The 22,322-nt window shown below is 34.6% G+C and carries 26 protein-coding genes; all 26 read left to right on the top strand.

The window, feature by feature from the left end:
* Entirely contained in the window at positions 1–444 is a 444-nt protein-coding gene (flgC, locus tag BLP68_RS04425) for a flagellar basal body rod protein FlgC (protein ID WP_091540502.1), read from the top strand.
* A 16-nt stretch (positions 445–460) separates the two neighbouring features.
* Complete coding sequence (fliE, locus tag BLP68_RS04420) at positions 461–754, top strand: flagellar hook-basal body complex protein FliE (RefSeq protein ID WP_091540499.1); 294 nt, start codon at positions 461–463, stop codon at positions 752–754.
* A gap of 24 nt (positions 755–778) precedes the next feature.
* Positions 779–2,329 carry a flagellar basal-body MS-ring/collar protein FliF gene (gene fliF, locus BLP68_RS04415; RefSeq protein ID WP_091540496.1) on the top strand — a complete coding sequence of 517 codons (1,551 nt, stop codon included), beginning with the start codon at positions 779–781 and terminating at the stop codon, positions 2,327–2,329.
* Positions 2,330–2,342: 13 nt separating this feature from the next.
* Positions 2,343–3,359 carry a flagellar motor switch protein FliG gene (gene fliG / locus BLP68_RS04410; RefSeq protein WP_091540495.1) on the top strand — a complete coding sequence of 339 codons (1,017 nt, stop codon included), beginning with the start codon at positions 2,343–2,345 and terminating at the stop codon, positions 3,357–3,359.
* Positions 3,352–4,134: a FliH/SctL family protein gene (locus tag BLP68_RS04405; RefSeq protein ID WP_091540492.1), complete on the top strand. Its 783-nt coding sequence runs from the start codon at positions 3,352–3,354 to the stop codon at positions 4,132–4,134. Before fliG ends, BLP68_RS04405 begins: the two co-directional genes overlap by 8 nt.
* 4 nt (positions 4,135–4,138) lie before the next feature.
* A complete protein-coding gene (fliI, locus tag BLP68_RS04400; protein ID WP_091540490.1) occupies positions 4,139–5,455 on the top strand; it encodes a flagellar protein export ATPase FliI in 1,317 nt (438 codons plus the stop codon).
* An 11-nt stretch (positions 5,456–5,466) separates the two neighbouring features.
* Positions 5,467–5,910, top strand: a complete 444-nt coding sequence (gene fliJ, locus BLP68_RS04395) for a flagellar export protein FliJ (RefSeq protein ID WP_091540487.1) — start codon at positions 5,467–5,469, stop codon at positions 5,908–5,910.
* 10 nt (positions 5,911–5,920) lie between these two features.
* A complete protein-coding gene (locus tag BLP68_RS04390; protein WP_091540485.1) occupies positions 5,921–7,150 on the top strand; it encodes a hypothetical protein in 1,230 nt (409 codons plus the stop codon).
* Between the two features lie 31 nt (positions 7,151–7,181).
* A complete protein-coding gene (locus BLP68_RS04385; protein ID WP_091540482.1) occupies positions 7,182–8,522 on the top strand; it encodes a flagellar hook-length control protein FliK in 1,341 nt (446 codons plus the stop codon).
* 16 nt (positions 8,523–8,538) lie between these two features.
* Entirely contained in the window at positions 8,539–8,946 is a 408-nt protein-coding gene (locus BLP68_RS04380) for a flagellar hook capping FlgD N-terminal domain-containing protein (protein ID WP_091540481.1), read from the top strand.
* A 42-nt stretch (positions 8,947–8,988) separates the two neighbouring features.
* Positions 8,989–9,366 carry a TIGR02530 family flagellar biosynthesis protein gene (locus tag BLP68_RS04375; protein ID WP_091540478.1) on the top strand — a complete coding sequence of 126 codons (378 nt, stop codon included), beginning with the start codon at positions 8,989–8,991 and terminating at the stop codon, positions 9,364–9,366.
* An 82-nt stretch (positions 9,367–9,448) separates the two neighbouring features.
* Positions 9,449–10,849 carry a flagellar hook protein FlgE gene (locus BLP68_RS04370; RefSeq protein ID WP_091540477.1) on the top strand — a complete coding sequence of 467 codons (1,401 nt, stop codon included), beginning with the start codon at positions 9,449–9,451 and terminating at the stop codon, positions 10,847–10,849.
* A gap of 61 nt (positions 10,850–10,910) precedes the next feature.
* Positions 10,911–11,114, top strand: a complete 204-nt coding sequence (locus BLP68_RS04365; RefSeq protein ID WP_091540474.1) for a flagellar FlbD family protein — start codon at positions 10,911–10,913, stop codon at positions 11,112–11,114.
* Between the two features lie 24 nt (positions 11,115–11,138).
* On the top strand, positions 11,139–11,930 hold the full coding sequence (locus BLP68_RS04360; RefSeq protein WP_091540472.1) for a flagellar motor protein: 792 nt from the start codon (positions 11,139–11,141) through the stop codon (positions 11,928–11,930).
* A 42-nt stretch (positions 11,931–11,972) separates the two neighbouring features.
* Entirely contained in the window at positions 11,973–12,689 is a 717-nt protein-coding gene (locus BLP68_RS04355; RefSeq protein WP_091540469.1) for an OmpA/MotB family protein, read from the top strand.
* A gap of 1 nt (position 12,690) precedes the next feature.
* The gene (locus BLP68_RS04350; protein ID WP_091540467.1) at positions 12,691–13,107 is read left to right on the top strand and encodes a flagellar basal body-associated FliL family protein; all 417 of its coding nucleotides are present in this window, start codon (positions 12,691–12,693) and stop codon (positions 13,105–13,107) included.
* Positions 13,108–13,118: 11 nt separating this feature from the next.
* On the top strand, positions 13,119–14,114 hold the full coding sequence (fliM, locus tag BLP68_RS04345; protein ID WP_091540464.1) for a flagellar motor switch protein FliM: 996 nt from the start codon (positions 13,119–13,121) through the stop codon (positions 14,112–14,114).
* Positions 14,107–15,234: a flagellar motor switch phosphatase FliY gene (gene fliY, locus BLP68_RS04340; protein ID WP_091540461.1), complete on the top strand. Its 1,128-nt coding sequence runs from the start codon at positions 14,107–14,109 to the stop codon at positions 15,232–15,234. The genes fliM and fliY overlap by 8 nt, the downstream gene beginning before the upstream one ends.
* A 164-nt stretch (positions 15,235–15,398) precedes the next feature.
* A complete protein-coding gene (locus tag BLP68_RS04335) occupies positions 15,399–15,761 on the top strand; it encodes a response regulator (RefSeq protein ID WP_091540460.1) in 363 nt (120 codons plus the stop codon).
* 10 nt (positions 15,762–15,771) lie between these two features.
* Entirely contained in the window at positions 15,772–16,179 is a 408-nt protein-coding gene (locus tag BLP68_RS04330) for a flagellar biosynthetic protein FliO (protein WP_091540457.1), read from the top strand.
* Positions 16,157–16,951, top strand: coding sequence for a flagellar type III secretion system pore protein FliP (gene fliP / locus BLP68_RS04325; protein WP_242876899.1), 795 nt, complete (start codon positions 16,157–16,159; stop codon positions 16,949–16,951). Before BLP68_RS04330 ends, fliP begins: the two co-directional genes overlap by 23 nt.
* 10 nt (positions 16,952–16,961) lie before the next feature.
* Positions 16,962–17,231: a flagellar biosynthesis protein FliQ gene (gene fliQ, locus BLP68_RS04320; RefSeq protein WP_091540454.1), complete on the top strand. Its 270-nt coding sequence runs from the start codon at positions 16,962–16,964 to the stop codon at positions 17,229–17,231.
* 14 nt (positions 17,232–17,245) lie between these two features.
* A complete protein-coding gene (gene fliR, locus BLP68_RS04315) occupies positions 17,246–18,037 on the top strand; it encodes a flagellar biosynthetic protein FliR (protein ID WP_091540452.1) in 792 nt (263 codons plus the stop codon).
* A gap of 4 nt (positions 18,038–18,041) precedes the next feature.
* Positions 18,042–19,133, top strand: a complete 1,092-nt coding sequence (flhB, locus tag BLP68_RS04310) for a flagellar biosynthesis protein FlhB (RefSeq protein WP_091540450.1) — start codon at positions 18,042–18,044, stop codon at positions 19,131–19,133.
* Between the two features lie 12 nt (positions 19,134–19,145).
* The gene (flhA, locus tag BLP68_RS04305) at positions 19,146–21,173 is read left to right on the top strand and encodes a flagellar biosynthesis protein FlhA (protein WP_091540447.1); all 2,028 of its coding nucleotides are present in this window, start codon (positions 19,146–19,148) and stop codon (positions 21,171–21,173) included.
* Positions 21,173–22,321 carry a flagellar biosynthesis GTPase FlhF gene (gene flhF / locus BLP68_RS04300; RefSeq protein ID WP_091540443.1) on the top strand — a complete coding sequence of 383 codons (1,149 nt, stop codon included), beginning with the start codon at positions 21,173–21,175 and terminating at the stop codon, positions 22,319–22,321. The genes flhA and flhF overlap by 1 nt, the downstream gene beginning before the upstream one ends.
* Position 22,322: the final 1 nt, after the last annotated feature.

The following is a 22,322-nucleotide window of genomic DNA, read 5'->3' as shown; positions in this document are numbered from 1 at the left end:
ATGAGTTTCTTTAATTCAATAAACGTCAGTGCTACTGGCCTTACAGCTGAAAGACTTCGAATGGACACCATATCCAAAAACATTGCAAACGCCAATACAACACGTACTGCTAATGGCAGTCCTTATAGAAGACAAGTAGTAGTTTTTAAAACTAAAGATTCCAATATGCCATTCTCACAATTTCTATCAACCTCCGCAAGAAACAATATTAAACAAAATGGGGTTGAGGTTGTTGGCATAAAGGATGACCAATCACCACTTAAAAAGGTCTATGATCCTGGGCATCCGGATTCCGACCAGGAGGGATATGTTTCAATGCCCAACGTAGATATTATAACAGAGATGGCAAATATGATTTCTGCATCAAGGGGATATGAAGCCAATGTAACTGCACTAAATGCATCAAAGTCTATGGCAATGAAGGCATTGCAAATTGGAAGATAGAAAAGGAGAGTAGACAATGAATATTCAGCAAATTAACCAACTTAAGAACACTAGTTTAGGTTTATTAGAAGCTAAAGATCAGAATAACGGAACCTCCTTTTCTACTTTATTTATGGAGGCTGTAAAAAACACAGATCAATTAGTTAAGAAAAGTGATGAATATTCCGTGAAAATAGCTTCAGGAGATATCGAGAATATACATGAAGCTACTATAGCTGCACAAAAAGCAGATATTTCTTTTCAACTAGTAATGCAGATTAGAAACAAGGTGCTGGACGCTTATCGAGAAATTACAAGAATGCAGATATAATTATAGCTGAGATGAGGTGAACCAATGACGGAAGCAGTCGAAACGATGCGGAACCAGCTAAGTGAATATTTCCAGGGAATGGAAAAAAGACAGATGATAAAGCTTGCTCTAGCTGCCATTTTCATTCTACTGGCATTAACTGCTATGATACTTTTATTTACTAGAACTGAATACGTTGTACTCTATTATGATTTAGATGCCAAACAAGCTGGGGAAGTACTTAACACTTTGGAGTCAAATAATATTAAGGCAAGATTTGGAGACTCAAGCGGAACAATTCTTGTAGCAAAGCAGGACGAGAAAAGAGCACAGGTTGTTGTTGCAACTCAAGGATTGCCAACTGCTAGATTTTCATTCGAAGATGCATTTACTAATTCCTTTATGATGACCAGCGAAGAGAGGACACAACGATTTCAATATGCTCAACAGAATTATCTGGCAAGCACTATAGAGGAGATACCTGGTATAAGAAAGGCAGTAGTTCATTTAACTGTCCCAGAAAAAAGTGGATTTATTTATGCAAACGATGACAGAATGTCAAAGGCATCGGTTTTTCTTGATTTAGAGACGAGAGCAAACTTAGATAACAATAGTATTAGTGGAATAGTATTATTGGTATCTAACGCAGTACAGGGACTTTCCCCTGAAAATGTAACAGTCCATGGAACCGACGGTAGAGTGTTAAATCAAAGAAATGAATCAGGAGACGCCGCCTTTAGTGTTAATGATCAAATTAACCTTCAGCATGCAGTAAAGAATGATCTTGAAAATAGTATTACTGATTTCTTATCTACAGTATATGGCTATGGCAATGTAGCTGTAATGGCCAATGTGAAACTTGATTTTGATAGTGAGATAACGGAAATAATGGAGTTTTCACCACCAATAGATGGAGAAACTACAGGCATTATTAGAAGTATGCAGGAGCTTCAACAAAATGTAGTAAACGAAGCTATAGGAGGTATTCCCGGTACAGATTCAAATACAGATGATATTACCCAATATGCAGAATATGATCCTAATGTTTCTCGTTATAGCGAAGCAAGCCGGACTATTAATTACGAAATTAATGAATTAAGACAAAAAATTGTCAAAGCACAGGGACAAGTACAGGATATTACTATTGCAGTATACATAAATAGTAACTCTCTTAATGGCGGTAGGCTAACGGATGAAGAAAGACGCGAGCTTCAAAATATAATTTCTGCCGCTGCAGGGCTGGATACTAGGGTTGTGCAAGTAGGAGTTCAACAATTCAGCTCATCCCTTGAGGATCAATTGAGATCAGCTTTAGAGGGTTCAAATGTTCAAACTGGTTTGGGAAATATTCCAATATGGTTATGGGGAATTGTAGCAGCGCTAATCTTAGGGTCAGCATATTTCGCTTCAACTAAGCTTAGAAAGAAGAAAGTGGAGCCAATAGATTCTATTAGAGAGATTATTCCTCAAGAAGAGCTAGAAGAAATTGATTTACAATTAGCTGGATCAATGGCAAAGCAGCAAATAGAAAAAATGGTTTCAAAGAAGCCCGATGCAGTAGCACAGCTTCTGAGAAACTGGTTAAGCGAAGATTAGGGGTGATTGAGGGATGAGAAAAGCTGGAAAGGGGGAAATGACTGGTCGTGAAAAGGCTGCTGTTTTACTAATTAGCTTAGGACCAGAATTTTCTGCACAAATATTTAAACACTTAAACGATGAAGAAATTGAAGAGCTTACTCTAGAAATCGCCAATATGAGAAAAGTACCGCCAGATGAAAAGGAAAAGATTCTAGAAGAATTTTATGAAATATGCGTTGCTCAAGAGTATATTTCTGAAGGCGGTATTAATTATGCCAAGGATGTACTGGAAAAGGCATTAGGCTCACAAAAAGCAATGGATATAATAAATAAGCTGACAGCTTCATTACAAGTAAAGCCCTTTGACTTTGCTAGAAAGGCAGATCCTGCCCAATTATTAAACTTCATTCAAAATGAGCATCCTCAAACTATTGCTCTTATTTTAGCATATTTACCTTCAAATCAATCGGCACAGATTCTTTCAGCCCTACCACAGGCAAAACAATCTGAAATTGCCCAGAGAATAGCTATTATGGATAGAACATCTCCTGAAATAATAAAGGAAGTTGAGTCTGTTCTTGAGAGAAAGCTATCTTCACTGGTGAGTCAGGACTATACATCGGCTGGAGGAATTCAATCAATAGTTGATATTCTAAACTCAGTTGACAGAGGTACAGAGAAAAATATTATGGATACCCTTGAAATTCAAGATGCAGAGCTTGCTGAAGAGATTCGCAAAAGAATGTTTGTATTCGAAGATATCATTAATCTTGATAGTACATCAATTCAGCGATTTATTCGTGAAATTGAAAATAAAGATCTTGCTATTGCATTAAAGGGAGCAACAGAAGAAGTTTCAGATGTTATCTACGCCAATATGTCAAAGCGTATGGCTGAAATGATTAAAGAGGATATGGAGTTTATGGGTCCTGTTAGATTAAGAGATGTAGAAGAAGCACAGCAAAAGATTGTAAATATCATTAGAAAACTTGAAGAAGCAGGTGAAATCATCATAGCCAGAGGTGGAGGAGATGAAATAATTGTCTAAGATTAAGGTATTTAAATCTGCTGAGGTAGTTTTAGGTGATAAAAAACAAATTGATTTCAGTCAAATTAAAATAAATAACGTTATTAAGCTTCATAACGATAAAAATGATGACATTGAAAATGACTCTTCATTTGATTCGGAATTTGATGAAGCTAGTCGGCAGATTGAAGCTATAATGAATGAAGCAAATGAAGAAGCACAAAAAATAATTGAGGAAGCTAAAAAAGAAGCAGCCTGCATTATTGAAGATGCCCATCGAGAAAGTAATCAAATTCGAGAAAATGCAAGAATGGAAGGCTATGCTGATGGACAAATTCAAGGTGAAGAAAAAGGTTATAAAGAAGTAGAAGCATTTATTGAAGAGGCTAAGGAAATTAAAACTAATATGATGGAAGAAAAAAAGAAGGTTATTAAGGAAGCAGAGAAGGAATTAATTAGTTTAACTATGGAATGTGTAAAAAAGATCATTAACCATGAGCTGGAAGAGGATAATTCTAAGCTAATGGAGGTTATTAGAGAAGGCTTAGAAAAGTGTACCTTTACAGAATCCATTGTAATTCGTGTTTCTGAGTCTGATTATGATTTAGTTAATACTGAAAAGAACAAGATTTTCATGATGACAGAAGGTATCGAAAGGATGGATATAAAATGTGATGCATCCCTCCCATCGGGGAGTGTCATTATTGAAACTCTATCTGGTACTGTTGATTCAAGTGTAGATACTCAAATTAAAGCAATAGAAAAACTTTTTTCCGACATCATTATAAGTGAGTGATAATATGAGTGTTCTTAATTTCAGTAAATATATTGAAGGTATACATTCCTTTGATCCAATAAAATATATAGGTCGAGTTTCCCAGGTTATAGGGTTAACTATAGAGTCCATAGGACCAGCTGTTAAAATAGGAGAGGTTTGTTTAATACATACTCTAAAAGGGAAAAAACCTGTTTTGGCAGAGGCTGTTGGTTTTAGAGAAAAAAAGGTCTTACTAATGCCCCTTGGTGAGATGGAGGGTATTGGGCCCGGAAGCAAGGTTGAAGCTACCGGAACAACTTTAGAGGTGAAGGTTGGCAATGCATTACTTGGAAGAGTTTTAGATGGGCTTGGTGAACCTATTGATGGTAAAGGTCCAATTGCTATATCAAAAACCTACCCTGTAATGGGGATACCACCTAATCCATTAGATAGAAAACGGATTATGGAGCCTTTATCTGTTGGAATACGAGCAATTGATGGTATGTTAACCTGTGGAAATGGACAACGTATTGGTATTTTTTCGGGAAGTGGTGTTGGAAAAAGTACAATGCTTGGTATGATTGCAAGGAATACACAGGCTGATGTAAATGTTATTGCATTAATTGGTGAAAGAGGTCGTGAGGTAAAGGAGTTTATTGACAATGACCTACAGGAAGAAGGCTTAAAAAGATCTGTAGTTATTGTTGCAACCTCAGATCAGGCTCCCCTTATTAGGATGAAGGGTGCACTTCTGGCAACATCAATAGCAGAATATTTTAGAGACCAAGGAAGTAATGTAATGCTATTAATGGATTCTCTAACGAGGTTTTCAATGGCTCAAAGAGAAATAGGGCTAGCTATAGGAGAGCCTCCAGTAACAAAAGGATATACTCCTTCTGTATTTGCTGTTCTACCACGATTACTAGAACGATCAGGAACCTCTGAAAAAGGATCAATTACTGGACTTTATACAGTATTAGTAGATGGAGATGACATGAATGAACCAATTGCTGATGCAGTAAGAGGTATTTTAGATGGCCATATAGTTTTATCAAGAAAGCTGGCAAATAAAAACCATTATCCTGCAATCGATATTTTGTCAAGTATAAGTAGGGTTATGCCAAGTATAGTCAACGAAAATCATATTTCTACTGCTTCAAAAATTAAGGAGATATTAGCCACCTATAGTGAGGCAGAAGACCTCATTAATATTGGGGCATATGTAAAAGGAACAAACAAGAAAATTGACTATGCTATTAAGAAGATAGAAGATATAAATCAGTTCTTAACTCAAGGTACCCACGATAAAACTAATTTTATTGAAACATCTGAAGTGATGATTAAAATCCTTAATGAATAGGGAGGTAAGATATGGGTAAGAATTTTTCTTTTCGTTTTGATACGATACTGAATTTAAAGGAAATGCAAGAGGATAATAAGAAGTCTCAATTGGGTAATGCAACTCAAAAGCTAAAAAAGGAAGAGGAAAATTTATTTCAGCTTTTAAATAAGAAGAATAACTTGTCATATCAATGGAAGGAACGAACAAAGGAAGCAATAACCATTAAAGAAGTTCAGATTCATGCTTCTAAGCTGAAATATATAGATGAGGTAATAATTAATCAAAGCAAAAAGGTTTTAAACTGTGAAAGCACTGTAAATAACTGTCGTATACAATTAATTGAGGCTACAAAGCAAACTAAAATATTTAATAAGTTAAAGGAAAAGGATTCAGATGTGTTTCAGTACCAGTTGATGAAAAATGAGGAAGCTCTTTTAGACCAGTTGGTTTCTTATAAGACCGCCGTTAAATAAGGAGGATAAAATGAGCCAAGAGAAAAGCAAAAAGGGAGCATTAAAGGCAGTAGCAATTATTTCAATAGCTTTTTTATTAGTACCTACTATGACTGCAGCCATTACATATTATGCTAATGAAGGCTTTCGCTATAAGACAAATGAAGTTTTATCAACCTTACCTGGTAGCTTAGGTGGATATTTTGAAAATCTTCCTACAAAGGATGAGCAGGAGCAAATAAAAAAACAGATAGCTAAGTATTATATTACCCTTGATGAGGATCGATTAACCGATAAGCTATTAATTGTTAGAGGTGAAGATAAGAAGCTATATCAAGATTTATTATTGCTATTAAATAGAGAAAATTCTGTCAAAATGAGCAGAGTTAGTGATCGAATCAGATTAATAGATTTAGGAGGCAATCAATTAACTAGAATATTTGAAGAGATTCAGGCAGATGAGTTGGAAAAGGTTAATTTCCTTGCAGATTATTTTACTGCATTAAAGCTAAGCGACGGGGTCATGGAAATTGAAAGAAGCTTTGAAAGCGGTGAACTTACCCTTGATATGCTACCATTACTATTTAATAAATTTACAACTGAAGAAGCAGCAAGCTTTCTTTATTATCTTAACACTGATCTTCAGCAAAAGATTAGATTTCGCCTAACATCTGCAAAAAAGGCAGAAATAGACAGACAAATAGAAGCTACTGAGCAGAGGGTAGGACAATTATTAGAAGCCACTATGATATATGAAAAGAAAAGTGTTGATGAACTTATAACTATTATAGGTAATAATGAAAAATATAATATTCAAGACTTATCAGTTATATACTCTAAGCTATCATTAGAAAAGGGTGGCAGGGTTCTTTCTAAAATTAGTAATAACGAACTTATATATGAGCTATATGCGAATCTAAATGAGCTAGAGAAACTAAATGGAACCGATGATGGTTTGTCTACAGCCCTTGCAGCATCGGTACAAGCATATAGGGATTATGATGAAAAAATAATAGAGCTAGTAGAAATATATCAAAAAATGCCTGTTGCGGAGCTGGCAAAAATAGCAGAACAAATGCTAAATAGCAATCAGGTATATCTAAGACATCAGTTGACGCCGCAAGAGCAACTAGTATTTACTAATCAGCAATTGATTTTAGATGTTATGAAGGAATTTAAGCCATCATTAACTGCAAATCTTATTCAAAACTTTAGTACACAACGGGCTATTGAGTTAGCACAAAAAATTATGACCCGTTAAAATATTAAATTAGTGAAGGGAGGTGAAAAAGATGATGCAAATAGAAAGTTTACTTTTCTCAAAGGAAGTCCCTCAACAACCAAAATCATCAACAAAAAATGATTCAGGGGACAGCTTTGTAAATGTACTAAGTAGGGTTAAAAGTACAAGTGAGGCAAAGAACTATAAGTCAGAGGTAAAGGATTCAAAAGAAGCACCAGCAAAAGAAGCACCAGCAAAAGAAACCCAAGCAATTGAAAATGATCCTAAGGAAGTAAAGGTAAAAGGCGAAACTAATAAAACCAACAAAGAAACACCTGTATGTGATACTGAAACAGAAAAGGACGAAATAATTCTGCCAGACAATGTGGTTATACTTCAACTAATAAACCAACTTGAAGAGTTAGTTTCAGAAGGGATTCTTAATGAAGAAGATGCAACCCACATTAAGGAAGCTATTTTAGCCCTAAATAATGATAATGGTCAGCTAGAAACCATTATTAGCACGCTGGAAAATAAGGTTAATCAACTAAATGAAGAGATAAAATCAATAGATGAGTTAATAACCATCAGCATTGATTCATTTGACGAAAAGAATGCGAAAAAAGTTCCCTTAGAAAAAGCAATAGTTAATTTAGAAGAGTTTAAAGATAACCTTAGTACAAGTATACCTTTACTTAATGAGGTTGTTGGTGAGACACCTGTAAACACTGTAAACCTAGACAAAGAGCTACAATTTAGCCAACTGGAAGAGATGAGGTCATTAGATCCAGATCTACCTGTTAAGGAAGCATTCCAAGAAACTGTAGTCCAAAAACCAATTGCAGAGGAAGGAAAGATAAATATTAAAGTAGTTTCTTCAGAGGAAGATAAGACAGATCAATTAAACTTTGATATTCATCAATCTAAAGAGGCCATTGCAGCAAAAATCACTAGTACTATTCAACAATCAACAGCCTTTGTTGATCCAGAAGATATTATTCACCAGGTAGTTAATAAGATGGAAGTGCTTGTATTAAATCACAAAAGTGAAATGAAGCTACAGTTGAGCCCAGAGAACCTTGGAAGTTTAACAATAAAGATAACTGTAGAAGAAGGGGTACTTACTGGAAAGGTTTTTGCTGAGAATCCTCAAGTAAAGGAACTAATTGAAAACAACCTAAACCAATTAAAAATTAATTTAGGTGAAAAGGGGATTTCTGTTAGTAGCTTAGAGGTATCTGTGGGACAAAACCAACAAGAATTTGCTAGAGGAAATGCAGCCTTCTATCAAAGACAGAAGCTTAGGAAGAATACTCCTCAAGCTGGTGGATTAGCAAATATAACCTATGCTGAAGGCAATGTAGCAGTAAATCCATATTTAACTCCATCAAAATTTGATGGAGTAGTGTAGGAAAGGAGGAATTCAAATGAGTAATGTTTCAGAAGTAAACCATAATTATCGTACATATGACCCTGAGGCAACTAAAAATAAAAACAGTGATTTAAGTAAAGATACCTTTTTAAAGATATTAATTACCCAAATGCAAAATCAAGATCCATTGAATCCAATGGAGGACAGAGATTTTATAGCTCAAATGGCTCAGTTTTCAGCTCTGGAGCAAATGCAGAACCTAAATGAAACCATGACAGTCACACAAACCGCTCTTGTTGAGCATATTAGACAGATGAACAATAATCTGGTTAAGAGCCAAACCGCTCTTTTAGACGAAATCGAAAGGATAGGAAAGCATTTTGGAGTGCCTGAAAGGGAAAAGGAAAAAGAAGAAGAAAAAAAAGGCAGTGATCCAGTAGATGGGGATAATTCTGAAGAATAATTTCTAGTTTCAATTGAGGATTGTCATAGGAGGTGTTGTAGAATGTATGACAATATGAAGATTAAACAAAGCTCCTTGCAGCAACCAAGAGTTCAACAGCTTAATAATCAAATTCAAAAGAACCACAGCTTTGATACAATTTTGCAGAAGCAAATACATCAAAGTAAGGAATTGAAATTTTCAAAGCATGCAATGGATAGGCTGGAAAAGAGAAATATTCAATTAAGTGGAAATGATATGACAAGGCTTAATCAAGCTTTGGATATAGCTTCTGAAAAAGGTATTAAGGAAACCCTTATAATGATGGATAATAGAGTATTTGTAGCAAGTGTAACAAATAAAACCGTCATTACTGCAGCAGTTGATGAGCAGTTAAAGGAAAGTGTTTTTACAAATATTGATGGTGCTGTAATAGTCTAAGCCGGACCAACTATGGAGGCTTACCGCTTCTGACCGATTGATGAGGCGGAGTACCACAAAATTATAGGAGGTCGAATAAGTTATGATGAGATCAATGTTTTCGGCTGTATCGGGTTTAAGGGCACATCAGACCCGTATGGACGTTATCGGTAATAACATAGCCAATGTAAATACAGTTGGCTTTAAGGGTTCAAGGGTAACCTTTCAGGAGGTTTTCAGCCAAACTGTTAGGGGAGCAGGCTCACCACAGGGAGGAAGAGGAGGTACAAATCCTCAGCAAATAGGCTTGGGTATTAATGTTGCTTCTATGGATACCTTCCATGTTCAAGGAGCAGTTGAAAGAACAGACTATAATACCGACTTAATGGTAAATGGCGATGGATTCTTTATTGTATCAGATGATGCTAACTTTCTTAATAGAAGCTATACAAGAGCTGGTATGTTTGCACTGGATGAAGCCGGCAACCTTGTTACAGCCGATGGTTTAAGAATATTAGGATATATGGCGGATGAAAATGGAGTATTAAAATCTAGCCTTGAGGGACTTCAAATTTCTAAGGCTAACACCTTTGATGCAAAGGTAACAGAGAATTCTTGGTTTGAAGGAAATTTAAATAGTGAGACAAAAGTAAATACTGCAGGTGGTACAGTTGCAACTGGCATTTATAATAATCCTGCCCCTGGAGATAATAGTGATTTCGTTTACATACAAAAAACTCACTCAAGTGGAACAGGTGTTGTTTATGAAGTTAATCCAGACTTTGAAGAGGCAATAGCTAGAGAAACTACATTTGAGGTTTATGATAATTTGGGTGGAATTCATAACATAAAGCTAGCATTTATTAAAACAGATGATAATAAGTATCAAGTTGAATCTTTTTATGTTAACAAAAATGGAAGCATGTACCCTGTAGGTTCAACTGAGCTTGGAGGAACTTCACCAGTATTAGAATTTAATACTAATGGTAAATTAGCATCAACTTCACCTTCTACAATTGATTTAACAGTTGACCAAACAATAACCAATGGTGCCGGTAGCTTTACTTTTGAGGTTGATTTAAACAAGCTAACTATGTTCGCCAATAAGTCTACAGTATCTTTAAACAAGCAAGACGGCTACAAACAGGGAACCCTGGAGGACTTCACGATTTCCGATTCAGGCGAAATCTATGGAATTTTCGATAATGGACAAAGAAGAACTTTAGGACAACTTGCCCTGGCTAATTTTAAAAATCCTGCCGGCTTGGAGAAGACTGGATCTAACCTATACAGAACAACCTCCAACTCAGGACAAGCCATTGTAGGAGTTGCAGGGGCAGGTGGTTTTGGAAGTCTAAATGCAGGTGCATTAGAAATGTCCAATGTAGACCTTTCTAGAGAGTTCACCAATATGATTACCACACAACGTGGATTCCAGGCCAACTCTAGAATTATAACAACAAGTGATGAAATGCTTCAAGAAGTTGTTAATATGAAGAGGTAGTAAAAAGTAAATATTACCCCGGGTGCATTTATGTACCCGGGGAATAAAAAGGAAGATTGATATGATTAAATTAAAAAGATTAAATCAGTCGGCAACAATTGTTATTAATGCAGAGCTAATAGAAATGGTGGAGGAAACACCAGATACTATTATAAAGTTAACCAATGGAACAAAGATGGTGGTTCAAAATAGCGCTGATGAAGTTATCGATTTAGTTATTGAGTATAAACAAAAAATTTATTTAGGTCTTCAAAAAAATATTTAAAGAACGCAGAAATGAGGTGACGACTTGGATATAGCAACTATTATTGGTATTTTAATCGGTATGGCCTTTATCATTATGGGGATTTTGGTGGATGGAGATTTGATTACTTATTATAACCTAGCATCTATCTTTATTGTACTTGGTGGTACCATAGCAGCAACCTTTGTAGCATATCCACTTGCTAAGGTTACGGAAGCAATGAGAATTGTTTCAAAGGCATTTTCTAATAAAGAAATTGAACCGAGTGAAATAATTCAAAAAATAATAGGACTAGCTAATGTTGCCAGAAAAGAAGGGTTGCTTGCCCTTGAAGAAGCATCTGAAGCAATAGATGACCATTTCCTTCAAAAAGGAATAATGCTAATTGTTGATGGTACTGATCCAGATCTGGTTAGAAACCTTCTTGAAACTGAACTAGCCTTTGTGGAAGAAAGACATAAAAATGGACAGAGTATATTTGAATCAATGGGAAGCTTTTCTCCAGCCTTTGGGATGATAGGAACATTAATAGGTCTAATAAATATGCTAAAGCGCCTAGATGACCCATCAACCATTGGACCAAGTATGGCAGTTGCTTTAATTACAACCTTTTACGGGTCATTGCTGGCAAACCTAATATTTTTACCGATTGCCAATAAGCTAAAGCTAAGAAGCCGTGAAGAAATAATGCGTAAAGAAATAATGGTTGAAGGACTTCTTTCGATTCAAGCCGGAGAAAATCCAAGGATCATTGAAGAAAAGTTAAAAGCATTCTTACCGCCTAAGAGTAGAGAAGTAGCCCAAGTTAAAGAGGAAGGCGTGGAAGCAAATGGCTAGAAGGCGAATAAGTGAAGAGGAAAAAAAGGTGCTCCCGAGTGGATGACCACATATGGAGACATGGTAACACTTTTACTTTGCTTCTTTGTATTATTGTTTTCCTTTTCAGAAATTGATGCTAAAAAGTTTGAAGCAATGATTCGATCATTCCAAGGCTCAATAGGCATTCTGGATGATGGGAATACAATAGAATTAAGTGAATATATTTCTGAGGCATTGCAGGATGATTTAACAACTGATCAGAAGGAAGAGCTGGAGGATTTCAGAAAGCTTAAGGAAAAGCTAGAGGACTTTTTAGTGGAAAATAATCTGGAGGCAGATGTTCTGGTTACTCTGGAGGTAAGGGGCTTAGTATTACGCTTCCAAGATAATGTGTTGTTTGATTCTGGTAGTGCAGAATTAAAGGGTACTTCAAAGGAAATTCTCAATTATTTGGCCACCTTCTTAGTGGAGCCAGAGTTGATTACAAAGTATGTAAGGGTAGAAGGACATACAGATACAGACCCACTAAGATCCAGCTCAAGATATGAGACCAACTGGGAATTATCCGTTGCAAGAGCCGCCAATGTCGTAAGATACTTGATAGAAGAAGTTGACTTGGAGCCTAGACGATTTTCAGCCTCAGGCTATGGCGAATTTCATCCTGTTGCACCTAATGATACCTTAGAAAATAAAGCTAAGAATCGACGTGTAGATATTGTTATTTTGAAATCGGAATTGGCAATATCATTACCACAAGAATCGATGATGGAGGACTAAGATGAATACAAAAAAGATTATTTTATATGGGATTATTGGTTTTCTTTTATCCGGTGTGTTTTTTGGTTCTGCATTCTACTTTTTAGTTATGAGAAATAATACAAATGCAGTTCAAAGCGTTAAGACCTATGAATATCCATTAGGCGATTTCACTGCAAATTTAAGTAATGTCAGAACATATTTCAAGAGCTCAATTGTAGTTGAGACAACAAACAAGAAGCTGATAGATACATTCCAAGAAAAAAATGCCGAAATAAGAGACCAAATAATTAAAAACTTAATTACAAAAAAACCAGATGAGTTATTAACAGCAGAAGGACAAGAAAATCTTCGTACTGAGATAAAAGTAATTATATCTAAAATAGTTGAAGCAGATGAAATAACTAACATATATTTTATCGACTACATAATCCAATAGGGGGTGAAGTCGTGTCAGATGTAATGTCCCAAAACGAAATAGATGCCCTTCTAAAAGCACTAAATAGTGGGGAAGTTGATGCAGATGAAATCAGGGAAGAAAAACAGGAAAAAAAGATAAGGCCTTATGATTTTAAAAGTCCTAAAAAGCTAGCAAAAGATCAATTAAGGACTCTGCATATAATACACGATAATTTTTCTAGAATATTAAACACTTTTTTATCGGGGTATTTAAGAAGTTATATTCACGCAGAAGTATTGTCGGTTGAAGAGCTGTCATACTATGAATTTAGCAACTCTATTGTTAATCCTGCTGTTCTTTCTGTGGTTAATTTTGCACCACTTTCAGGACAAATAGTACTGGAGATATCACCTTCTATAGTCTTTACCTTTATAGATAGAATTTTAGGCGGAAATGGTAAAGAAATGGAAGAAAAACGTAATTTCACAGAAATTGAAATGACTTTGGTTAGAAAATTACAAAAGCAAATACTTGATTTAATGGTGGACCCTTGGGAAAACGTAATAGAGCTAGAACCAAAGCTTGAAAAAATAGAAAATAATTCCCAATTTGTTCAAATCGTTTCGCCGAATGAAACTGTAGCATTAGTTACCTTAAGCCTTAAAATAGGTGAAATTGAAGGTATGATGAACATATGTATTCCTCATATTGTTATAGAACCTATAATTGAAAAGCTTAGCACCAAGTTTTGGTTTTCAAATATAAGTAAAACTGTTACTGGTGAAGATAAGGAAACCCTAAAGAAACGTGTAGAAAAGAGTAAAATTGGTATTAATGTTCTATTAGGAAAAACACGTATAACTGTAAAGGACTTCCTTGAGCTTCAAAGAGGCGATGTAATAATGCTGGATTCATTAGTGAATGATGAATTGGAGATTTGTGTTAGTAACAAGCAAAAATATTATGGGATACCTGGAACTGTGAAAAATAAACTATCAGTTCGAGTTACCCGAATTGACAGGAAAGGAGATGAACTAGATGAGTGATATGCTATCTCAGGAAGAAATTGATGCTCTACTTAGAGGTGCTAGTGACGATGTTAGCTTCCAAGAGGATGAATTTGACTTTACTGATGATGAAAAAGATACAATTGGAGAGATAGGCAATATTAGCATGGGTACAGCTGCCACTACCCTGTCTACCTTACTTGGTAATCGGGTAAATATAACAACACCAAAAGTATCATTGTTAGCTCTGGAGGATTTGATGGAGGAGTATCCTATTCCTTTTGTTGCAGTCGATGTACAATATAAAGAGGGTTTAGAGGGTTTAAATGTTTTAGTTATGAAGGATAGCGATGTAAAAATAATAACAGATTTAATGATGGGCGGTAGTGGACAAGCTTCTGAAGAACCACTTTCTGATATACACTTAAGTGCAATTGGAGAAGCAATGAATCAAATGGTAGGATCATCATCAACATCATTATCTGAAATGTTTTCTAAAAAAATAGATATATATCCTCCTAGAGTATTTCCTATGGATTTGTCTACAGACAAATTTATTGATCTATTCCCAGAATTTACAATGAAGTTTGTACGTATATCCTTTAGTATGGTAATTGGAGATTTAATTGACAGTGAAATTATGCAGTTAATACCACTAGACTTTGCGAAGGAAATGGTGAATAAATTGATGTATAACTATGCTGATGATCAAATAGAAGATGTTAATGAAATATCAATAAATATTTCTCAGGTTGAGGAGAAGATATATGAAAGACCTAACCAGACAACTAATGAAGCAGCATATAGAACAGCTCCTCAAAGTCAACCGAGAGGTGAGCAGCCAGTTAACGTTCAACCAGTGCAGTTTCAATCCTTTGATCAAGCTACTACTAAAGGGATGCCAGAAAATATCGACTTGATCCAAGATGTACCATTAAATGTAACTGTTGAGCTGGGAAGAACAGTAAAAAGAATAAGTGAAATTCTTGAATTTGGTCCAGGAACCATTATAGAGCTAGATAAGCTGGTAGGTGAGCCTCTAGATATATTGGTAAATGGTCAATATGTGGCAAAGGGTGAAGTTGTTGTAATTGATGAAAACTATGGTATTAGAATAACTGATATTGTTAGTTCGGCCAAAAGATTTGCCAAAATATAGAATACTAGCTAAATCTTCTTGAAATTTGTCAATTTAAGTACATTGAATTGACTATTTAGTAATTATATAATACCATTAAGAGGATTGTATCTAATTTTGTCTTTTGGTGTTAACAAATTACCACTAAAAATGTTAAAAAGCAATTTTTAAGGGAGGAATAATAAATGGCAAACGGAATTTTAATAGTTGATGATGCTGCATTCATGAGAATGATGATTAAGGATGTACTTACTAAAAATGGCTTTGATGTTGTTGGAGAAGCAGAAAATGGAGCAAAAGCAATAGAAAAGTTTAAAGAATTAGACCCACTATTAACAATAATGGATATTACCATGCCTGAAGTTGATGGTATACAGGCTGTTAAAGAAATTAAGAAAATTGACCCTAACGCGAAAGTAATAATGTGTTCAGCAATGGGACAGCAAGCAATGGTTATAGAAGCAATTCAAGCTGGGGCAAAGGATTTTATAGTAAAGCCATTCCAAGCTGATCGTGTTATTGAAGCTGTGAAAAAGGTTATAGGATAATGGTGCTATAATGATTAAACAAATATATACGATGCTTGTATTAATCTCGGCAGTAGGATTTGTAGTTTTGCTGGCCTATGGCACTACTGTACTAATCGGTAAGAAGTCAGGAGCTTTTTTTCAAAGTTCTTCAGTTAAAGTTTTGGAAAGGGTTCCTATAGGACAACAGGCAAATATAACGATTATACAGATCCAAAAAAAAGTATATATTTTATCAATGCAGAGCAAAAATGTAGAAGTTATTGATGTGTTGGATGCTGAAGAATGGCACTCCAATAAATCAATTTTAGTAAACGATGATGCAGATAAGACGGGTTTAACTAATATATACTCAGAAAAAATAAAGTCATTAATAATGAATCCTATCTTCAAAAAAGGTGATGAGCATAACTACAATGAAAATGATAAACATAAATAAAATAAAACATAAAAATTTGAAGAATATAGTCCTTGTATTATTGGTTGCTACTATATTTTTATCAACCAGCTGGCAGGTAAATGCTCAGCCAGGAATACCAATTCCAAGAATTGGTTTGAATATTGAAGAAGCTCAAACACCACAGCAGGTGGCAACTTCTATTCAAATTCTATTTCTTCTTACAATTTTATCATTGGCGCCAGCAATTCTTATAATGATGACAGGATTTACTAGAATTATTATTGTACTTTCATTTTTGAGAAACGCTATAGCAACACAACAAACGCCTCCCACGCAAGTTTTGATTGGACTGGCATTGTTTTTAACTTTTTTTATAATGGCACCTATTGCAGCAGAAATAAATGAAAATGCAATTCAACCATATATTGCAGAAGAAATTTCAGATAGTGAGGCAATAGAAAACGCATTAAAACCATTAAGAGAATTTATGTTTAGGCAGACTAGAGAAAAGGATTTAGCACTTTTTATGGAAATAGCCAATAATGATGTGCCAGAGTCTCTAGATGACATACCAACCTCTACACTTATTCCTGCTTTTATTATTAGTGAATTAAAAACAGCATTTCAATTGGGCTTTATATTGTTCGTACCATTCATTGTTATTGATATGGTTGTTGCAAGTACACTAATGTCTATGGGGATGATGATGCTTCCGCCGGCTATGATTTCTCTCCCCTTCAAGCTTTTACTTTTCATTATGGTGGATGGATGGAATATAATTATTAGATCTTTAATTACAGGATTTAACTAGAGGTGATAGTATGAATGAAGCAATGGTAATCGAATTAGGACAACAGACTATGTATACCATTTTAATTATGTCAGCTCCTATGCTGGGGATTGGTCTATTGGTAGGACTAGCTGTAAGTGTATTTCAAGCAACAACCCAAATACAGGAGGCTACATTAGCCTTCATTCCTAAAATAGTTGCAATTTTTGCCGCAGTTGTTATCTTCAGTCCATGGTTACTATCAATTATAATAAATTTTACAACAATGCTCTTTTCTAACCTGAGTATTTATGTACAGTAAATGAGTGAATCATAATGAATGAACTAATGGATTTTATATCAAGTAACTTTATTTTGTTTGTTTTAATAACTGTAAGAGTATCTGGTATTTTTGTAGCTGCACCTATTTTTGCCCGTGGGAATATTCCAATGCTGCTTAAAATAGGTCTTTCTGCTACCATATCCTTTATACTATTACCTATATTGATGGATCATTACACCATTGAGATAGATGGTATTCTATCCTTATCGGTGTATACAATTACAGAGTTTATGATTGGTTTAATAATAGGGTTTATAGCATTTGTATTTTTTTCCGTACTATACTTAGCAGGTACAATTATTGATACTCAAATGGGCTTTGGTATGGTGAATGTATTTGATCCCCAAACAAATACTCAAATTCCAGTAATGGGGAACTTTTATAATAACTTGCTTTCTCTACTTTTTATTATAGTTAATGGACATCACCTACTTATAAGAGCATTAGTACATAGCTATAATATACTGCCAGTTGGTGTTACATTCAATGTAAATATATATGCAATTGATTTAGCAACCGCCATAATGAGTGAGGTTTTCATGTTGGCATTTAAGTTTAGTGCACCAGTTTTATTGACCATCTTTTTAGGTAATGTGGTTTTAGGTATTTTGGCTAGAACAATGCCTCAGATGAATGTATTTATAGTAGGTCTTCCTTTGAAAATAGTAATCGGAATGCTAACAGTAATTATTACTTTACAATACTTTATTCCTTTCTCTGATAGGTTGTTTGATAGAATGATAACTGCTATCTATGAGATGATGCAAATATTAGCAAGAGGTTGATTTTATGGAATATATCATACTAATTGATTTACAGCTTTTTTCAGAGGAAAAAACCGAAAAACCAACCCCTAAGAAAATGAAGGAATCAAGAGAAAAGGGTCAGGTGCTTCATAGTAAAGAAGTTAATTCAGCATTTTTACTTATTGCTGCTTTTATTATGATAGGTTTGATGTCAAATTATATAGGTGGCACCATTGGAAAACTGACAGTATTCACTTATGAGAATTACTTGAACATTGATTATGCATTTTCAGTTAGCAATGTTTATAGATTAATAATATTATCTTTGTATAATATACTTCTTATCATCCTACCGGTTGCTGGAGTTTGCTTCTTAATAGGTTTAATAGCCACTTATATGCAGGTAGGATATTTATTTACAACTAAGACATTAGAAGTAAAGTTCAGCAAGTTGAATCCTATAGAGGGCTTTAAAAGAATTTTTTCCTTAAAGTCCCTTGTGGAATTAGTCAAATCAATTATAAAAATTATTTTTATCGGATATGTGGTTTTTATATATGCTAGAAACAATTTAGATATTATTTTTAATACTATTGCAATGGATATTAAAACTATTGTAGCAACTCTAGTGACAACCACTTTCCATATAGGTATCAGAGCTGGTATTGTTCTTGTTTTTTTGGCGATTCTTGATTATCTATATCAAAAATATGATTATGAAAAGAACCAAAAAATGACTAAGCAGGAGCTTAAAGAGGAATATAAGCAAACAGAAGGAAATCCACAAATCAAATCTAAAATCAAAGAAAAACAAAGGCAAATGTCCATGCGTCGTATGATGCAGGATATACCAAAAGCAGATGTAATCATTACAAACCCAACACATTTTGCTATTGCAGTTCAATATAATAACCTTGTAGACGAAGCGCCAAAGGTTTTAGCAAAGGGACAGGATTTAATAGCACATAGAATTAGAGAGCTTGCAAATGAGCATGAAATTCCAATTGTAGAAAATAAACCTCTAGCACGCAGTCTGTATGATCAGGTGGAGATAGGAGCTTTTATTCCACCAGATTTATACCAAGCTGTTGCAGAGGTACTAGCATATGTATATCAAATTAATAACAGAATCTAAGGGGGGCCGTTAATGAAATTTGGTGATGTAATTGTTGTTCTTGCAGTTATTGCGTTAGTTATTATTATAATTATTCCAATCCCTTTAGGAGCACTTGATGTTTTATTAAGCTTTAATATATCATTGGCGTTGTTAATTCTTATTATTGCCATGTACAATCAAGAAGCACTACAGTTTTCTATTTTTCCATCAATGCTGCTTTTAACAACCTTGTTCCGACTAGCATTAAATATTACTACAACAAGATATATTCTATCAGAAGGCAATGCAGGTAGTGTTATCGAAACATTTGGAGACTTTGTAATGCAAGGCAATGCTGTTGTAGGATTTATTGTATTTTTAATTATTATTGTTATTCAGTTTCTTGTAATTACAAAGGGGTCTGAACGTGTAGCTGAAGTAGCAGCTCGTTTTACTCTAGATGCAATGCCCGGCAAGCAAATGGCTATTGATGCAGATTTAAATGCTGGCTTAATTGATGAACGTGAAGCTAGGGAACGAAGGATAAAAATTCAAAGGGAATCTGATTTTTATGGTTCGATGGATGGTGCTAGTAAATTCGTTAAAGGAGATGCTATAGCTGGAATAGTAATAACTATAATTAATATTATTGCCGGTTTAATAATAGGTGTTTGGATGGGCGGCTTAGATTTTGGAACAGCCATACAAAAATACACATTATTAACTGTTGGAGATGGTCTTGCCAGTCAAATTCCTGCCCTGTTAATTTCAACAGCCACAGGTATTGTTGTTACTAGAGCAGCATCTGAAGGCAACCTTGGTAGCGACTTAATTAATCAATTATTTAATCAACCTAAGGTTATGTTCATTATTTCTGGAGTATTATTTTTCCTTGGACTTACACCATTACCTACATTTCCATTTTTCTTACTAACAGCTGTGTTTCTTTTCCTAGGCTTCCAGCTGAGTAGAGCAATAAAAGCTGCAGAATTCAACGAAGTGGGTGTTGAGGTTCAAGATGATGCAGAAGAAAAGCGAAGGCCAGAAAATGTATTGCCATTATTAAATATTGATCCAATAGAATTGGAATTCGGATACGGTATTATCCCTTTAGCTGACACAAATCAAGGGGGAGATTTATTCGATCGTTTTGTAATGATAAGAAGACAGTGTGCCATGGAGCTTGGAATAATTGTACCTATGATTAGACTTCGTGATAACATTCAGCTTGAGCCTAATCAATATATAATCAAGATAAAAGGGGTTGAAATAAGCGGTGGCGAAATTATCTTTGATCATTACTTAGCAATGAACCCTGGATCAGCTGAAGGTGAAGTTGAAGGGATTGACACTATTGAGCCAGCCTTTGGATTGCCTGCAAAATGGATTGACGAACAGGAAAGGGAAAAGGCTGAAATGTTAGGTTTTACAGTGGTAGATCCTCCATCAATAATCGCAACTCACTTAACAGAAATTATTAAGAGACATTCCCACGAGTTATTGGGGCGACAAGAGGTAAAGAAGCTTATTGATAATGTACGTGAAACTTATCCTGCCTTAGTTGACGAATTAGTACCAAATCAATTAGGTTTAGGTGAAATACAAAAAGTATTAAAAAACTTGTTAAAGGAAGGTGTTTCAATACGGAATATGGTTACTATTTTAGAAACACTTGCCGATTATTCTGGTATTACAAGAGATACAGATATGCTTACTGAATATGTAAGACAATCCCTTTCAAGAGTTATAACAAAACAATTTATAATGAGTCAGCCTACTAAGGTAATTACATTGGATCAAGGATTAGAGCAAAAAATAATTGACTCAATTCAACAAACTGAAAGAGGAAATTATGTATCAATTGACCCGGATGTGGTTCAATTAATCTTAAAAAATCTATCCCATCAAGTTCAAAGACTTATGTCCTTGGGTGAGCAACCAATTGTGATAACGGCTCCAATAGTAAGACTATACTTTAAAAGGTTAACTGAGCAATTGACCTCTGACTTAGTAGTCTTATCCTATAACGAAATAGATCCTTCGGTGGAAATTGAGTCAATAGGGATGGTGAATATATAATGAAGGTAAAGAAATTTTGTGCATTTGATAATCATGAGGCTATGATGAAAATAAGAGCTGACTTAGGACCAGATGCTGTTATACTTCACCAGAGAAAAATAAAGCAAAAAGGATTATTTGGCTATTTTAAGAAGCCTATGATAGAAGTGGTGGCTGCAATTGAAGAGGTTGAGTATAAAGCGCCGAAAACGCAAAAGCTCCCAATAATCAGACCAGAAGAGATTTTAAGGGAGAGACTAGTACAAAAACAACCTCAAATAAAGGATGAGCCGGTAATTAATAAAGAAATATCAGAAATTAAAGATATGCTATTCAATGTTATGAAAAAGGTTAATCAAGAGGATGTAAACGACATAATTAAGAATACTGATAATCAGAACCTTATTGATATATACCAGCAATTAAAGGAGCATGAAATAGAAGAACACATATTGGAAAAAATACTTAATGAATTGAATGGCAGCTTGATTAAATCGGATGAGTCCAGCAGTAAAGAGCTTTTAATAGAAAGATTTAAAGAAATAATTGATCAATATATTATAGACAATAAGAATAGTAAGCTTTCTAAGTTTATTTTCTTTGTTGGTCCAACTGGAGTTGGTAAAACAACAACGATTGCAAAGCTTGCGGCACACTATTCAATGAATGAAGGGAAAAAGGTAGCCTTCATAAGTGCAGACACCTATAGAATTGCTGCTGTCGAGCAATTGAAAACCTATAGTGACATATTGAGTATTCCAGTTGAAGTAATTTATGAAGCAGATGAAATTCATGGTGCTATAGAAAAATTAAAGTTTTACGATATTATTATGGTTGATACAGCAGGAAGAAGTCATAAGAATGAGAAGCAGGTTGATGAATTAAAGAAGCTGTTAGAGCAAATAAATGATAAAGAAACATATCTTGTTATTAGCTGTACTTCTAAAAATAAAGATGTTAAAGAAATAATAAATACTTATAATTTTATAGAAAATTACAGGATTATATTCACTAAAATAGACGAAGCAACTTCATATGGAACAATTATTAATACAGCTATTGAGACTCAAAAACCTATTTCCTATATTACCACAGGACAAAGTGTGCCTGACGATATAGAACTAATTAGTGTTGATAAAATTGTCAGTCTCTTGATTAAGGAGGCATAAA

Origin of the sequence: Alkaliphilus peptidifermentans DSM 18978, assembly GCF_900101495.1 — a bacterium.
In the GTDB taxonomy this organism is placed as follows: domain Bacteria; phylum Bacillota; class Clostridia; order Peptostreptococcales; family Natronincolaceae; genus Alkaliphilus_C; species Alkaliphilus_C peptidifermentans.
The sequence above is the reverse complement of the archived record's forward strand: the minus strand, read 5'-3'. Positions and strand labels throughout refer to the sequence as shown.